This is a genomic window from Bradyrhizobium sp. CCBAU 53421, assembly GCF_015291625.1.
GTDB lineage: Bacteria > Pseudomonadota > Alphaproteobacteria > Rhizobiales > Xanthobacteraceae > Bradyrhizobium.
In genome coordinates this window covers 7,508,142-7,524,092 of record NZ_CP030047.1, presented here as the reverse complement: position 1 = coordinate 7,524,092, position 15,951 = coordinate 7,508,142, and the positions used below count along the sequence as shown (strand labels likewise).

At 58.7% G+C, this 15,951-nt stretch carries 8 protein-coding genes and 4 pseudogenes; 8 read left to right on the top strand and 4 right to left on the bottom strand.

The features are described from left to right. Nucleotides 1-22: 22 nt before the first annotated feature. The 7 genes and pseudogenes from XH92_RS35190 to XH92_RS35165 all read left to right on the top strand — a co-directional run bounded on the left by XH92_RS35190 (nucleotide 23) and on the right by XH92_RS35165 (nucleotide 7,656). Complete coding sequence (locus tag XH92_RS35190) at nucleotides 23-2,050, top strand: carbamoyltransferase (RefSeq protein ID WP_194456222.1); 2,028 nt, start codon at nucleotides 23-25, stop codon at nucleotides 2,048-2,050. A 168-nt stretch (nucleotides 2,051-2,218) separates the two neighbouring features. Then, a complete protein-coding gene (locus tag XH92_RS35185; protein ID WP_305825860.1) occupies nucleotides 2,219-3,328 on the top strand; it encodes a nodulation protein NodZ in 1,110 nt (369 codons plus the stop codon). Beyond that, complete coding sequence (locus XH92_RS35180) at nucleotides 3,328-3,534, top strand: hypothetical protein (RefSeq protein WP_194456220.1); 207 nt, start codon at nucleotides 3,328-3,330, stop codon at nucleotides 3,532-3,534. The genes XH92_RS35185 and XH92_RS35180 overlap by 1 nt, the downstream gene beginning before the upstream one ends. Before the next feature lie 601 nt (nucleotides 3,535-4,135). Then, nucleotides 4,136-4,972 carry an SDR family NAD(P)-dependent oxidoreductase gene (locus XH92_RS35175; protein WP_194456219.1) on the top strand — a complete coding sequence of 279 codons (837 nt, stop codon included), beginning with the start codon at nucleotides 4,136-4,138 and terminating at the stop codon, nucleotides 4,970-4,972. Nucleotides 4,973-5,153: 181 nt separating this feature from the next. Next, the gene (nifA, locus tag XH92_RS35170; protein WP_371817857.1) at nucleotides 5,154-6,830 is read left to right on the top strand and encodes a nif-specific transcriptional activator NifA; all 1,677 of its coding nucleotides are present in this window, start codon (nucleotides 5,154-5,156) and stop codon (nucleotides 6,828-6,830) included. A 26-nt stretch (nucleotides 6,831-6,856) separates the two neighbouring features. Beyond that, nucleotides 6,857-6,982 (top strand): annotated as a pseudogene (locus tag XH92_RS44020) (helix-turn-helix domain-containing protein); the annotation flags it as partial. A gap of 509 nt (nucleotides 6,983-7,491) precedes the next feature. Further along, nucleotides 7,492-7,656: a TetR/AcrR family transcriptional regulator C-terminal domain-containing protein gene (locus XH92_RS35165; protein ID WP_194456218.1), complete on the top strand. Its 165-nt coding sequence runs from the start codon at nucleotides 7,492-7,494 to the stop codon at nucleotides 7,654-7,656. 382 nt (nucleotides 7,657-8,038) lie between these two features. On the opposite strand, the pseudogene XH92_RS35160 reads toward XH92_RS35165, so the two are convergent. After that, a pseudogene (locus XH92_RS35160) lies at nucleotides 8,039-8,401 on the bottom strand (XRE family transcriptional regulator). 1,863 nt (nucleotides 8,402-10,264) lie between these two features. Beyond that, entirely contained in the window at nucleotides 10,265-10,792 is a 528-nt protein-coding gene (locus XH92_RS35155) for a GNAT family N-acetyltransferase (RefSeq protein ID WP_194456217.1), read from the bottom strand. A 1,166-nt stretch (nucleotides 10,793-11,958) separates the two neighbouring features. Here XH92_RS35155 and XH92_RS44015 point away from each other — a divergent pair. After that, nucleotides 11,959-12,084, top strand: a pseudogene (locus XH92_RS44015) (IS6 family transposase); the annotation flags it as partial. Between the two features lie 455 nt (nucleotides 12,085-12,539). Here XH92_RS44015 and XH92_RS35150 read toward each other — a convergent pair. Together XH92_RS35150 and XH92_RS44010 are read right to left on the bottom strand one after the other, a co-directional pair. Then, the gene (locus XH92_RS35150; RefSeq protein WP_246787876.1) at nucleotides 12,540-13,967 is read right to left on the bottom strand and encodes an NEL-type E3 ubiquitin ligase domain-containing protein; all 1,428 of its coding nucleotides are present in this window, start codon (nucleotides 13,965-13,967) and stop codon (nucleotides 12,540-12,542) included. A gap of 473 nt (nucleotides 13,968-14,440) precedes the next feature. Further along, nucleotides 14,441-14,557 (bottom strand): annotated as a pseudogene (locus tag XH92_RS44010) (hypothetical protein); the annotation flags it as partial. Nucleotides 14,558-15,951: the final 1,394 nt, after the last annotated feature.

The window sequence follows — 15,951 nt, the reverse complement described above, 5'->3', positions numbered from 1 at the left end:
TCATGATTAAATGGAGAGCGGAATGTTGTGTCTCGGAGTGAGTGGCGGTCTGGACAGAATCTATCAGAACTCGCCCGAGCTGCCCAATACATTTCTGCACGATGGCGCTGCGGTGCTCGTGCGGGATGGCCGTGTGCTTGCTGCTGTCGAAGAGGAGCGCCTCAATCGAGTCAAGCACTCCAACAAGTTCCCAAGCAACTCGATCCGATACTGCCTTTCGACTGCAGGAGTTGAGCTAGGCGAGATCGACCGCATCGCGTTCTACGCGACTGAAGCCTACTGCAATACCATGCTGGAGCGGCTGTTTGTTTCTCAGCCAGTGCCGTTGGACGCCAAACTGTTGCTACGCCACTTGTTGGCAAGGGAATTCGGCACCGACGTCGATGCGTCGCGCGTGTCCTTCGTAAATCACCATGAAGCGCATGCCGCGAGCGCATTTGCCATGTCTGGATTTGAGCAAAGCCTGATCTTTGCGGTCGACGGCGGCGGGGACTTTCTCTCAGGTCTGCTGGCGGTGGGGTCTGGCACCGAAATTTCGCAACTCGTAAGCTTTCCAGAACATAACTCTCTGGGGCTGTTCTATCTCGAGACGATCCGTTATCTCGGCTACGGGTTGTTCGACGAGTACAAAGTGATGGGGCTTGCCCCCTATGGTGACCCTGCTCCCTATCGCGAGCTCTTCGCGCAGCTCTACGAATTGTTGGACAATGGTGGTTATCGGGTACATCTGGATCGAATCGGCCCGGCCTTGATCCGCAGTATCCAGGTCCGGCGAAAGGGGATGGCATTCACGCAGCAGCATCGAGACATCAGCGCTTCGCTGCAGGAAGCGCTGGAGCGGATCATCTTTCATATCCTGCGGCATCATCGCGAAGCGACGGGCATGAAGCGCTTGTGCCTGGCGGGAGGCGTAGCCCACAATTGCACGATGAACGGTAAGCTGCTCTATTCGGGGCTTTTCGACGACATCTTCGTCCAGCCCGCGGCGCACGACGCCGGTTGCGCACTCGGCGCTGCATTGATGATGTCAAACGAGCTGGGTCGGCCCGCGCCGCGCGAGCGATTGTCGGACGTCTATTGGGGACCCGATCTCGGGACCGAGCATGCCATAGAACGCGAGCTCATTGCATGGTCCGGCCACCTCGATTTTCAACGTAGTGATGACATCGCAGCCAGTGCAGCGGACTGGATGGCAAATGGCGCTGTCATCGGCTGGGTTCAGGGCCGTTCTGAGTTCGGGCCGCGTGCGCTTGGCAACCGCAGCATTCTCGCCGACCCGCGGCCGGCGGAAAACAAGAACCGGATAAACGCGATGGTCAAAAAGCGCGAGGGCTATCGTCCGTTTGCGCCGTCAGTGCTGGAGGAGGATGCAAGCGAGTTCTTTGAGCTCCCAGGCGGCAAGCGGGAGTTTCCCTTCATGAACTTCGTGGTTCGTGTGCGTGCGGCCCACCATGGCGTGCTCGGTGCGGTCACGCACGTTGATGGAACTGCTCGGCTGCAAACGGTCTCGCGCAACACAAATCCTGCCTATTGGGATGTCATTAATGCATTCAAGAAGCGAACCGGCATCCCGGTTCTTCTAAACACGTCCTTTAACAACAATGCCGAGCCGATCGTCGATTCCGTTTCAGACGCCATCGTCACCTTCTTGACGACCGACCTGGACGGACTTGTAGTTGGGTCATTCCTCGTCAAGAAGCGGCCGGCAACACTGCGCGATTGGTGTACACTGGGCGTTTCATTGCCTCCGTATGCATCCCTTCATCGTATTCGCGCCTACACAGCGGAAGATCGGCAGGAAACGGTTTGCGAGATCCGTATCGGACATTCGGGGCCCGAGAGCATGCGTATCTCGCATGAGCTCTTCGACCTGCTGGTGCGGATCGAGGGGGAGGCCTCGCTCGGCTGGCTTCTCGACACAACTATGCTGGACCAGCCCCGGCGCGAAGATCTCGTCAAGGAACTGCGGCTCTTGTGGGAACAGCGGGGCGTTCGGCTGCATCCGCCACGCGCCGCTTGCGTCCACATTAAAGCGCTAGGCGAAGCATAACCGGCGATCATGTATATGGCCAAGGCTGCGCCTCCATGTACAGGAGGCTAGGTCGAGTGGAATAGGGCACAATAGGCATCCGGTTGAAATCGGGTATATCGGCGCAACAGCTCTAATAGAAGAGAAGAGGCAAGCGTTGAGGGAACCCGCTACGAGGATAGCGCTGCTATGAAGTTCTACCGACGCAACGCGCGAGCAGCACAAGCGCCGACCATAACATCGGCCAGGACCATATGTGGGGTGTCTCCAATGACGTCTCTTGTTCAACCAGGAGTCGGGAAGGAAGCAATGCAAATGCCTGGCGGTTGGAAAAATGATCGGTTCGTTGTTTCCCGACGACGTACGGGCTTGGGCGACTGCCTGTGGTCGCTGGCTGCAGCGTGGCGTTTTGCGCAGCGGACCGGACGGAAGCTGGTCATCGATTGGCGGGGGTCCTGTTATCTCGATCAACCATTCACCAACGCCTTTCCGGTCTTCTTCGAGCCGGTTCAAGAGATTGCCGGCGTACGGGTGATCTGCGACGACCAGATCAATCAGCGCTCATTTCCGGGACCTTTCTTCCCGCAATGGTGGAATAGGCCAACTCTTGATTGCACCTATCGGCCAGACGAGCAGATTTTTCAAGAACGCGATGAACTGGATCAACTGTTCCAAAGCAAGCAGGATAGCGATGCAAATACGGTTGTGTGTGATGCCTGCCTGATGTGGCGCTGCGATGAGGAGGCTGAACGAGAGATTTTTCGGAGCATCAAGCCGCGACCCGAAGTGCAGGGGCGGATTGACGCCATCTTCCGTGAGCACTTTGAGCCGTACAGCGTGATCGGCATTCATGTTCGGCACGGCAACGGCGAGGATATTATGGGGCATGCGCCCTACTGGGCTGATCCCGAGCGCGCCTTGCGACAGGTCTGTAATGCGATCGACAAGGCCGAGGCGTTATCGCATGAAAAACCTATCAGGGCTTTCCTGTGCACGGACAGCGCGCTCGTCCTTGAGAAGGTGTCAGCGATTTTTCCCGATGTTTTCACGATTCCAAAGCGCTTCCAGGCGCCCCAGGCCGGACCTTTGCACAGCGCGGCGCTCGGAGCCGAGGGCGGCTTTTCCGCTCTCATCGAGATGTATCTCCTTGCACGATGCGACACCGTGATCCGTTTCCCTCCGACCAGCGCTTTCACGCGCTACGCGCGCCTCTTTGCGCCACGCGTTATAGAATTCGATTTAAACGATCCGAGCCGATTGATCTTGATTGAAGAAGCCTCACAAGAGCTGGTGGCTTGATGAAGGTCGTGACCCGCCTCATCGATCTGATGGCCACTTTTTGCATCGAGCAGTACTACCACTATGTTTCGGGGCGGCAATTGATTGCCCAAACCGACTCTCCAACGTGCCCTTGCCCTGGAGAAAAGCAAGATGCGGTGGCCGAATGCCGTCCGCTGAAGCTCGATCTTGACAAGAGCGGCATTAGCGGACTGCCACCGCGCTAAGGAGGTGGATATCGTCCTCGGCCGGCCTCGCGAGGACCCGCAAGTGAAGCTTCTCGATGGCCAATCGCGGGTTAAGTTGTCGAAGGAGGTTACGTTGAGCCGGTGAGTTCCGTTGTAGCGGCCGCCACTCGCTCGCGCAGACTGACCCTTCGGGCTCGAGTATTGAGTTGGACATTCAGTGTCCCAGCTCGTGATCGAGCAACCAATCAGCGCAGCGATGAGCTCGGTATCAGTTGCGAGAAAACCTAACGTATGGAGTTGGAGCGTCAGGTTTCGTTTCATATCGACACGGCTACTGGGTGTCTCCACCGTCCTGACCGATCGTTGCCTCGACGAGGAGCGTTCTTTATCCCTCGCTCCTTCGGATCTCGATCACGAGAGCGCAGCTTGGTGTCTGGTCCTAGCAGTGACCGAGAGTGCTCCAGGCATTGTGTGGATGATGCACCGTCGATGTCGCAAAGCACACGCACCATGTCGCGAATCCGCCAAGCCTTTGGCGTGCGCGACATTAGGACGCAAAACCGGAGCGTCTTTGCGTGCATCGTAGTGGCCCAAATCCTGCTACGCGTTCGCCAGCGGCGCTACAGGAGAGGAGGCGGGCGTGGGTCTCGATCTGCCAAATGACGATCTGGTCGCAGGTCCGCTGCCCGAGACACATTTGGGCTGTCCCTTTCGCGCCGATAAAGCCCGCCTCCACCAGGGAGAGCAGAAGGCGATGTTGCTCACTGGGGCATCGCGCGGAATTGGGCATGCCACTGCCAAGCTGTTTTCGGAGGCCGGTTGGCGCATCATTTCTTGCGCGCGCCAGCCGTTCGATGGCGAGCGGTGCCCGTGGGACTCCGGGCGCGAGGATCATGTCCAGGTCGACCTTAGCGATTATCAAATGCTGCCACGCTTGATCGCGCAGGTTAAGGAACGCTTGGCGGGCGCACCCTTGCACGCACTAGTGAACAATGCCGGCGTCTCGCCGAAGACGTCCGATGGCGACCGGCTGACGTCGTTGACGACGTCAACCGAAATCTGGATGAGAGTGTTCCATCTGAATCTCGTGGCCCCGATCCTGCTGGCGAAGGGTTTATTTGAGGAGCTAAGGGCCGCGTCAGGATCGATTGTCAACGTGACGTCGATCGCTGGTTCGCGGGTGCACCCGTTTGCCGGCAGCGCCTATGCGACGTCGAAGGCTGCGCTTGCGAGTCTCACACGCGAAATGGCCCACGATTATGCGCCGCATGGCGTTCGCGTGAACGCGATCGCGCCCGGCGAGATCAGGACGGACATGTTGTCGCCCGACACGGAAGCGCGTCTCGTGCCAAACATCCCGTTGCGCAGAGTGGGAACACCCGACGAAGTGGCCAAGGTCATCTTTTTCCTATGCTCGGATGCCGCAAGCTATGTTACGGGGGCCGAGGTGCCGATCAATGGTGGGCAACATCTGTGATGAGCAAGCCTGGCAAACAGCTAGCCTGAGCGTCAGCGCTGGAGCTCGTGTTCTACGCTGACGTCGCGCATCTATCCCGAAAAAAATTAAATCAAGCCACTGTAAGGTTACCGTCGTGCCATGAAAAGGTGTTACCCTTCTATGTCATCTCGTTAACTCGTGACGCTAGATCGAGCATGACATGCAAAACGAAGCTCGCAAATCCGAACAAGGTACTAGGGAGGATGATCAAAATAACGGAGACCGCCTCATGCTGCATATCGCTTCCGCACGCGAGATACCTACCTCTCATCCAGAGACGGAGCGCGAGCTCTCGGGCGAGCCGCTGCGCGAGAGCGCGCTGACCGGAATCTTCGAAATATCGAAAATACTCACCGCTCCCTGCCGGCTTGAGGTCACGCTGGCCAACGTCGTGGACCTTCTGCAATCGTTTGTGCAGATGCGACACGGTATCGTCTCACTGTTCGACGATGAGGGGATGCCGGACATTACCGTGGGCGCTGGCTGGAGCGAAGGCAGCGACGACCGCTTCCGGATGCGCCTGCCACGGAAGGCAATCGACCAGATCGTTGCGACCGACAGGCCTCTTGTCGCCGAGAACGTGGCAACAGAGCCGGCGTTCAGTGCAGCTGACCTTGAAGTGCTCGGTGCCTCGGATAATATCCCGGTGTCGTTCATCGGAGTTCCGATCCGCATCGATCCGAAAGTCGTCGGTACACTGACGCTCGACCGTGTCCGTGACGAAAGGTCGAGTCTCCGGCTCGATTATGATGCGCGGCTGCTCACCATGATCGCCAACCTGGTGGGACAGACAGTGAGGCTTCATCGCTTGTTCGCCTGCGATCGCGAGCGGCTGATGGCGGAGAAGGACCGTCTGCAAAAGCAATTATTCGAGTTTAGGCAGCCTGTACGAGAGCGTAAGAAGCTACCTGTTCATGGGATCATTGGCGACAGCCCGGCGCTGCGCGGGTTGCTCGAAAAGATCGCGGTCGTGGCCAAATCGAACAGCACGGTTCTGCTGCGCGGCGAATCCGGTACCGGAAAGGAACTTGTAGCCAAGGCTATTCACGAATCATCGTCCCGCGCCAAGCGGCCCTTCATTAAGCTGAATTGCGCGGCACTGCCTGAGACAGTGCTGGAGTCCGAATTGTTCGGTCATGAGAAAGGTGCCTTCACTGGCGCTTTCAGCTCGCGCAAGGGGCGCTTCGAGCTTGCTGACAAAGGCACGCTGTTCCTCGACGAGATCGGCGAGATTTCGGCCCCGTTCCAGGCGAAGTTGCTGCGAGTCTTGCAGGAGCAGGAGTTCGAGCGGGTCGGCAGCAACCAGACCATAAAGGTCGATGTTCGAGTCATAGCCGCGACCAACAAGAATCTTGAAGAAGCTGTGGCAAGAAGCGAGTTTCGCGCAGACCTCTACTATCGCATCAGCGTTGTTCCCCTGCTGCTGCCGCCGCTGCGCGAAAGACGCAGCGATATTCCGCTGCTTGCCCGCGAGTTCTTGAGGAATTTCAACGGCGTGAACGGCCGTATGCTGACCTTGGAGGCGAGCGCGATCGATGTGCTGATGAACTGCGGCTTTCCGGGCAATGTCCGCGAGCTCGAAAACTGCATCGAGCGCACAGCGACCCTGGCGGCTGGGCCATCGATCGAGAGAAATGATTTTGCATGCTGCCACGGCCAGTGCCTTTCCGCGATGCTGTGGAAAAGTACGTCGGAGGAGGCGACAGTCCAATCGGCACCGCTCGTCCCAGTGCCCGCCAAGCCGATCACTTCGCTGTCAGAAGCGACCGCGCCGTTCCCACTTGTCGGCAGCGAACTGGCCTCACTGGCCCCCCCCCCCCCGGCACAGTCCTCGTAAGTGGCGCGAAGATCGCCGATCGCGAGCGGGTCATTGCGGCCATGGAAAAATCTGGTTGGGTACAGGCAAAAGCCGCGCGCTTGCTCGGACTAACGCCGCGCCAGATTGGCTACGCGCTGAGGAAGTACGGAATCGAGATCAAGCGGTTCTGAACGCGCGGACCATGAGAGGACAATGGGTTTCGGAGGCGCATCCAATCCCACCAAAATCTGAAAAAGGGCGGCCCCCCTCGGCGGCGGATTGACCACGCGTGCAAGGAGCCGGCCGTCTGCCGCCGTAGCCGGGCGAGTTCGCTTGGAGCGCAGCGAGAACTGGACTGAGCGGCGCGGTGGTGAACCCGTCGGCGCGCTACGGGGTTGAAAACTTGTGCCGCCCCTGACCGACGCCGTCGCGTCGCCGACCAACGGCAGCCAACAGCTCCGACATCGATCAAGTTCACCGCTCTTCCCGCCAGTTCGTCGCTAGATCATGGCGTCTAAGCCACCTTCTCTTTCCCAGAAGACAAATTGCTTCCGTATGGCAATCACCGAAGCGCCGCTTTCCCGATCTGGCCAAAGTCGGCGTATGATGCGCAAACGCGGCACGCATCGCGCGGCCGGCGTCCTAAAGGACGTTAGGCTCGAAGCACGGCATAGCCTCCGCCGCCTCCACCTCGGAGCGCGTGACCAAGACGGCCCAGTACTTCCTCGAACTCGTAATCGCGCCGCTGTTGATGCGGGCGGTGTTCGGCGAAGATCCAAAGGCAGTGCGAGCGCACACCCGCACGCACGTGGCGGAGAACGTGCCGTTTTTCCTGGCGGCCTGCCGCAACGACGCCACTCCATAGCAAGTCGCGCGGCTTCGCCTTTCGTGCGTGGGTTCGAGACGGCCGTTAGCGGCGGGAACGACCGCACGTGGTGCGCGTGCTCGACCTCATGGCTTGTTCGGCGAGGCAAGGCTTCGTCCGGAGACCGGCCGCAAGGCGGCGCCCCTCACCATGAGGGAGATGTCAATGGCGGAGTTGGCGAGCTCGGAGATCAGATTGTCGCTCGATCCGTCAACCAGATGCGTATCGACATCGGGGACGCGGTGCCGGTGATCGAGGAGAGTAGCCCTGAGATTACCGGCTGAAAGTGAGGCGTGTACAAGCCAATCGACCGTTCTCGCCGCGCGAGTGGGTCCTGAGACGAGATCGCGTCCATGTGCCGCGATCTGACGTCGAGTGCCGGTCAATCCTCGTCGGCGGCGATCGATTCCATCAACGACACCAACAGACGCTGGACGGTCTGATCCTCGACCTTGCTGTAGGCGCGCAACAGCCGCAGGCTGAAGGCGGTGTCCAGGAACAGGAGGCTCTCAACCTCGCGCGCATTGTTGTCATCGTCGTAGAAGAATGTGACGGGGACGTGGCGACCTGCTAAGACGGGCAGCGCCGACACGGTTGACGCCCTTCTGTTACTTCTGGACCTGCTGGAAGCTGACGCCGAGCTTATCGCCGAGTTCGGCCTGCGAAATCGTCTGCTCCACATGCCGCAGGCGAATCCGCTTGCCCAACTCAATGTCGGGGGTTTGCCGGCACTGCGCTTCTTGATCTTCTTTGCTGCTTACCTATTCATTCTGGCGAGCCGTTCTTACGATCGAGAGTCCCTGCCTTCTAGGTCATGGATCCGTCATTCCGACAGTACGCTTGGCAGAATATCGACCGAACCGCAACTAGCGCGAGTTCAATTGTCAGCATGCTTACCACCGACGCAGCTTTATTCCTGTATCTCTACCGGAGCTACAACACGTCAAGGGGGCCGTCCTCCGTACAACCGTGGTTAGTGTTCATTGCGAGATGATCAGGGTAGCCTGTTCGTAAGGCAGATGATCGAAGTCGAGGCATTCGATAGGACAGGGCTTTTCGAGCCTGAGAAGTTCGAGGGCCGTACGAAACCGCGCTGACCAAGATGCTGGAGGGCACGCTTGCGTAGCGACAAGCGACGATCAGATTGCCTTCGTAGTTGACGATATCGCCAGGCAGGTACCGTTCCACGCACCTCGGAGGCGTCGAAACCCGACGAAGACGGCGACCAAATGCAGGATTTAAGCGTGCACACGCGGCTCATTGCATCAATCAAGATTTCAATCTCGCTAGTTGGTAAGGCGATCACACGATCGTACACCGCACATCGGACGCATAGTATCCCTCAGCGGATCCCGGAACGTCGATCCGCCGTTCCGGCAACGTAGAGCGTCAAAGCGAGATCGCGGGATCTTTTGCATGAAGCGCTCCGATCGGACCGAGACGACACGCTCAGGTAAGAAACCAGACTGGTCTTCATTGCGTACTGTGTTCATCGCAGGAAGGGCGTCCAATTCTCGATAAAGTTGTGGCTCACAAGGTGCTTTTTGCGAAAGGCAACGACGATTGCCTTTTCCTCGCGCGGACGGTCTTGCAGCCCATCGGTGCATCGCGCACGACGCCGCCCTTACGCTGCTTGGTGATGGTCTTCTGATTGGGACGAATTCTTTAATTCTTAGCGAGCTTTCGATCGCTGTGTCGCCGCTCGTGGCGTGCGTGGCCGTGCGCTGTCATAGAGTGTTTGGCCCACGAGTTCTTCCGCATGGCCGGTCAGAACGGTTGAATCTCCACGCTCCGGGACCAGACGTCGTCCGCCCTGTTCTCCCTCGCTTCGAGGCATCTGAGAGCCCGTTGGTATTCGAACTCGCACCACGCAAGCTCGAATGGTTCCATCAGTATCTCTATCCACGTCTCGGCATAGGCTGCCATTCCGACCAAAAATAGAATTTGTGGCCTCCTGATGCGCTATCAGTTGACGAAGCCGGCGAAGACGAATGAGATGTCGCTGTGGCCGGCCGCACATGCAGCTAAGAGCATCGTGATCAGGGGCTCAATTGAACCTTGGTAAAAATTGGGTGCCTCAAGGAGGCACGTAACGATACGAAAGTTTATGGCCGTCGTTCGCTTGGCTCGCACACTTCATCCAACGGCTGCCCGAGCAGAAAAACAATCCGACCGCTTCGTGGAGCTCGTTCACGATTCGCTAATCGCCGGCGCCCGCCATATTGAGATTGCGGCGACATGCCCACTATCTTGAGGACTCAAGACGAAATCGTTAGGAGCTGGGTGAGTATGTCAAGCGCAATGGTCGGGATTGCTTCAAGCTCCGCGACCCCTGCGCTATGGACGTTGATTGAGAACCAGAGCGGCAAATCGACGTTACTTTGCCGATAGTCGGCTCGCCATTGTGATGACAGGCCGTGCGGCGGCTGAGTGATCCACCGTCTGATCCGTTTGATTTCTTATCTCGAGAGCCCAAGTCGTCGTCGTTGTTCACAAAGTCATAAAATATAGCGGTAATGTCAGTGATGCCCCCGACGATGATGATTTATCAGGACGGGACCGGACAGATCTTGTCTGTGATAGCAAGCGTGAAGCCAGTTTTGCAGTATCAGAGATGCTTGTAGAAGAAGGTCGCCGAGCGATATGTTCCGTCAGGGGCGAGCACGCACCCGGGGATGATGCCCACCCGCTGCCATCCCTCGCTGGCGTAAAGACGCTCGGCAGCAGAACCTGTGGCAGTGCTAAGCGTCAGCAACGTCTTTCCCTCTTTTCGTGCTAACTCGCTGACGGCCGAGAGCATCCGGCGCCCGACGCCGCGACGGCGTGCACTTCTTTCAACCAGGACTTTGTCGACTCGAGCGCTATGCAATTGGTTCTCAGACGCGGCAGGTACCATCTGGGTTGTGCCAACGATCTGACCTGCGCCATCTTCCGCAGCTAGTAACACGCATCCATTGCAAATGACCGCGTCCGCGACGCTACGCCAGTACACCAGCGCACGTCGTCGAGTTAGCGGTGGCAGAAAGCTGACCGAGTCGCCGTGGGCGACGCAGTCAATGAGGATGTCGGCGAGACGCTCCAAACGCTTATCCACTTCGTCGGCGCCAATGCGCCGTACCTGAATATCGTCCGTCATCTGATTTCGGACGGAGCGAGCCAATCGCCCCCGGCTAGCTCGGACGACGGGTCAATTGCCAACGCCACGGAAATAGCGAGTTTCCATCAGAGCGACATGCTCTTGAATGCCATAAGTGGTCACGTTCCGTGTCGCCCAACCCAACCGAAGCTGGCAAATGACTATAGAAGACTACTCCGAAGGCTGCAATGCTCAGCTGCCCGCTCGAAGCGCCCGGACCGGAAGGTAGGCTCCGTGTTACGAACCAAATTTAGCGCAGAGCTCCGCAGCACGAAACAAATTTAACGCGGAGATGAGATTCTTGTCGCGCGGGAACAGCCTCCGAGCGGACTTGACCCGCGAGTCGTGGTCCAGTCCAGATATCGTCTGGCTCTCGAGGATAAGTGCCTCGGAGAATCTGCGAAGAGCAGGGTGATACTGGTCAAGGGCGGCCTCGCTGCGCCCATCGGCACGAGTCATCATTTCAATGAAACTCTCCTCATCCTCTGAGGGGGGCTGGGCGGAATCGCAATGCGAGCAGCTGGCTCGCAGCAAACGCGAAGATTGCTCAACGGCGCCTTCATCCTTCGATTAGTAGAATTCGTTGACGTGAGCGATAGGATTGCTGATTTGCGCAGATCAAACGCTTGACGTCGAAAGCGGAGAACATCGAGCAATCGGCGAAGTTCGGTGGTACTGCTCTAATGTGCCCCTTTTTAAGATTCCGAGCCGCAGCATTACTGGTCGCGTCATCAATTCAGGGTCGGCCCTCTTCAGACTGATGAGGACAGGTACCGGTACTGGCTGGGAGCGCCGTCGCCAAGGACGGCTCAAACGCCTATTGGCTCGCCGGCCCTCTTGCTGCTCTTCCGAGGTGGCATGCTGAACCTGCGACCAACCTGTTACATTGGATGGATCAGAATTGTGCGGGTCCACCTAGCCTCACGTCCAAGATCACCTGAGCAGACGTTCTACCCGAGCAAGCTTTCGAAAAGCTGACGAAGCCGCTGCGTAGCTGCTCGCGCTCGGGTTGGGGCGAAATTGGTTCCGATCTCTTCCGTCACGCTTACGTCATCAGCCTCCCTTCGGGCATGGTGCCGAGCCGCGAGCGCTGAAGTGACTTTGGATCGTCAACATTCTGAAGGCGAGCCGCGCGAGGCCCTATCGGATGGTCAGCAGTGGCGGCCTTGCGGCCCTGTAGCCCTGCGGCGAGCGCCCTAGTTTATCGTCGCCATTACTTCCTACTGGAAATGATCGGATATAGCGTTTGGTTGTATTTCCGGTTTCCCTTAAGCTTGCGCGTTCTCGACGAATGCCGGCGGCGCTGGGCGTTGAGTGAGCTATGGATCTTGCGCCGATAGGAACGGAGATTCAGCAAGACGTTCTCCGCTCCCGATCTGCCGGCGCACTCCGCTCGAGGCAGCGACATCGGTTACGACATGAGCGAATCATGAAGCGGCATTGGCCGCGCTGTCCTGCGCGTGATCAAGTTCAACCCCGGTTATGCCAGTCGTGACCTGACACAGCCTTGCACCGACGAACATGATCTGTTCGCCGAAATCCAGGCGAGCAATGACCTTGAACTCTGGTATCGCTTACAAGTTTAGAATTGCGGGTTTGCTAGGTACGGCCGGCGAGCGAACAACACGCTGAAGTGGCCGGAGGTGGTCATCAGACGGCAACTGCCCGCATCCATTCAACCTGAACAATCGCTCGTCCCGTAACGACCAAACGAGACTGTATGGAGCGGCTATCGCATCGATCAGGGCTAAAGGCCGTGCTCCCGGAGAACCTTATGCATCAACTCGCCTTTGATCTCGCGGGCGATTTCGTTGAGGATCTGGGCTCCGACCACCCGCCGGGCATCGACATCATCCGTCAGGCCAGGCTCCGCGAGTCGTTCGTTCAGGCGCGTCGGAAACTCATCTTCCATCGCATCGGCAAGCCGGTCCCGCATCGCGGCATGATCATCGGGGGCGATCCGCCTCACCACCGTATCCCAAGGCTCCCAGCGCGTTGCCAGAAAATCCGCGAAACCCGCCGCTTCCTGTTCCCGCACCGACGTCTCAGCCCTGGCAACGTCGTTCGCCGTGACGTCAGAGAGATTCAAGAAGCGCATATCAGGGGCGATGTGGCGCAGTTCCAGCCGGTCCCGTAGCTGGGTCTGATAGGCAAGATAGACCTCGATCTCGTCGACATTGGCCTCCGGGTCGGCACGACGGAGCGAGCTGACCGTCTCGCGTGCGATATCGTCAAGCGCCCCCAAACGAAACATGACACGGCCGTGTTGGAGCAGTTGGTCGAGCTGATTGTCATAAAGCCCATCCTTGACATCCGAGTTCAGGCGTGCGGTCTGCATACCGTTCCAAGTCAAAGTGATGCGGTCCTCGCAGGACGCAGTCGCTCCATTGGCCAGCTCGAAATACTGCTCGCGCAGCCGCGGCCTCATCGCGGCCTGTAGCAGATTCTCGGCCACCTGGTCGCGGAACGCCTGATGACCATAGTTCACGGTGCCCGCGAGCCTTTCGAGAAAGAGTGCGAAGTCCTGCGCACCCGGCTCTGCGGCGAAGCCCTGCCAGGCGGCCATTGCGCCGGGCTCGTCCGCGAGCCAGTCCGCGACAACCTCGTGCAGGTGCCGCGGCTGATGTTCCACCGGTTGTAGCGGCATCGACAGCAAGACCTGCGGGCCGGCATAATCCGCGCCACGCGTGGCTGACGCCAAATCGGCCAGCACCGGGGCCGGTATCGGATTAGACCGCAGGTCGATGCTGGACGCGCTGCCGAGTTGCGTCAGCAGGCTCTCCGGCAGGCCGGTCAGCTGATTGTTACTGGCGCCGAGCATTTCAAGGCCGACCGGGAGTGTCTCGGGCAGATTGGTCAGCTGATTTTCGCTGACGTTCAGGTATCCAAGTCTGGCCGGAATATCGGGCAGGCTTGTCAGCTGATTGTCGCTTGCGTCCAGGTAGCGCAGTCTGGCTGGAAGATCAGGCAGGCTGGTCAGCTGATTTTCGCTGACATCCAGGCGGCGGAGCCTAGCCGGAAGATCGGGCAGGCTGGTCAGCTGGTTATTGCTGGCGGAGAACTCCTCGACCGTTGCCGGAAGGGCGGGCAGATCGGTGAGCTGGTTGCTATCGACAGTCAAGCTGCGGAGCCTGGATGGCAGCTCTGCCGGCAGGCTGGCCAGCTCGTTGGCCATGAGGTGGAGGTGCCGCAGCCTGCCCGGAAGGGCGGGCAGACTGGTCAGCCGGTTGTCAGAGGCGTAGAGGTCCCGGAGTCCGCCCGGAAGCCGGGCCGGCAGGCTACTCAACTGGTTACCGATGACATTGAGGGTCCGGAGCCTGGGCAAGAGTGAGGCTGGCAAGGCGGTCAGGGACAATGACGACAAATTCAGCTCGTCTCCGACATCAGCTTCGTCCCGCCATGCCCTCGTCCGGTTGACGCCCTCTTGCCGATTCTCGTCTTCGCCCTGCCCCTCTTCCGCTGCCCAGGTCGCCAGGACGCGGTCCTGCGACGAGACGAGGTCGGCGGCGGCCGCTCCTGTTGCCCACCGCGTCAGGGCTGACGCCCACTGCGTCAGGCATGAAGGGGATTGCCCGGCGGCCCCAGAGGTTGGCTCGGTGCTTTCGGATTCGGAAGGTAAGCCAGCGCGAGGCTGGGCCCGTTCTGTATTCATTGAACTCCATGACATGTTGGTCTCAGCCGATTAGGCGGCTCAAGCTCTTTGCGCCACCTGAACAGCTGGCTCACATGAAGGCCGGCCATGCGAACCAGAAACAGTGCTCCGGGCTCGAGCGATGCTGCAACTAGCCGTTCCCTCTCATCTCGCGACCACCGACGCCGCCGCTCGACCGATCTGTCACCTTTGCCCGCGAAATCGTCATAGCACTTCTCCTAGGATGACCCGTAGGACCTGCAGCGCTCGCCTCCGTCAAACAATGCGGCCGTCAACGAAAGCGTACGCTAAAAAGCTCAGCTGTCGATAAGCTGACGAGCGTCAGGTTATCCGCCATTTCAAGGCTAGCGCGCGCCAATCGCCGGACGTGCTTCCCCCGACGACCTTGTCGCCGATCGGGAGCAACTTCAAATACGTCTGAGCAGTGGGCAAGGACGGTTGTGGCGGATCGACCCGGGCCCTCAACACAATTTGTCGACCCGGGGTCGTGGGATTCGAGCAGGGTGCGAGATCTGCCGACGCCGTTTTGGCATGAAGGGGATCAAGCAGGTCAGCCTACCGCCGATAGCTGGAATATGGCGAATTCTCGCCGTGACCAGCCTATTCGCCAGTGGAAAGCCATCCACCATCCTTTGAGGAAAGCCTCGGGACATCGATCTTCGGTGCATCACAGTACATGCCGTATCCGCAAGAATGGGAGCATTTGTCCCGCCGAACTGCCAACACAGTAATCAACGGACGTCTCATGCGCGGAATGCATTGGCATAACGCGCTGCCGAGCGCGACCCGACCCCAGATCAACATCAGTATCCATGGGTGCTCTCCACGGCCACACTTGGGGGCATCAGGCAAGCAGAACGACATTAAAGTCTTTCTGCAATAGCAGGAACGGGATCCAGCATCGATGCCTAATATCTAGATCCCAGAATATCCGTGAGTCGTGTCGTCTGAACCTGCACCCCGGGGCATCTCGATCGCTTTGAACTCGGTTAGGCCGAACGTCGGTTCTCTGTTTGTTCGCGAGCCGTACGCAAGAAATTCGCAATCTTCAAGCTTGCAAGCAAGGCTACAGTTCAAGGTCATTCCTCGCCTCGATCTTGGATGAACAGACGGTGTGCATCGAGCGAACGCAAGATTGCGCCAGCCACGACTGCATGAATCAGAACTGCGAACGTGCCAATGTCGTCCAGAGCGCGTGTCCTGTTAGTCGGCGCTCGCTCGATCCGCTAGACTCCGCCGGAACCGCTTGAGGGCTGCATCTGAAAAGGTCGTTGACCAAGGGCGCAACTCAAAGAATGGCTTGAATCTCACGTGAATGTAGATTCGCATCGAGAGGGCCCAATTTGTAGATCTGGATGCCATTCTCGCCACCAGCGGGAGCGCGTTGGCGGATCTGAGCCAAGAACGCCCCGCCGAACCTCCGTCTCCTCCGGCGCACAGCTTCATAGCTCACGTCAGTGCCACCAAACGAGATAGCTGATCACTTGGGGTAGGAAGCGATGGCGAC

Bases quoted from the DNA above. Each gene is read 5' to 3' on its own strand.
- XH92_RS35190 (WP_194456222.1), top strand. From the start codon at position 23: ATGTTGTGTCTCGGAGTGAGTGGCGGTCTGGACAGAATCTATCAGAAC.
- XH92_RS35185 (WP_305825860.1), top strand. From the start codon at position 2,219: ATGAAGTTCTACCGACGCAACGCGCGAGCAGCACAAGCGCCGACCATA.
- XH92_RS35180 (WP_194456220.1), top strand. From the start codon at position 3,328: ATGAAGGTCGTGACCCGCCTCATCGATCTGATGGCCACTTTTTGCATC.
- nifA (WP_371817857.1), top strand. From the start codon at position 5,154: ATGCAAAACGAAGCTCGCAAATCCGAACAAGGTACTAGGGAGGATGAT.
- XH92_RS35155 (WP_194456217.1), bottom strand. From the start codon at position 10,792: ATGACGGACGATATTCAGGTACGGCGCATTGGCGCCGACGAAGTGGAT.
- XH92_RS35150 (WP_246787876.1), bottom strand. From the start codon at position 13,967: ATGGCCAACGAGCTGGCCAGCCTGCCGGCAGAGCTGCCATCCAGGCTC.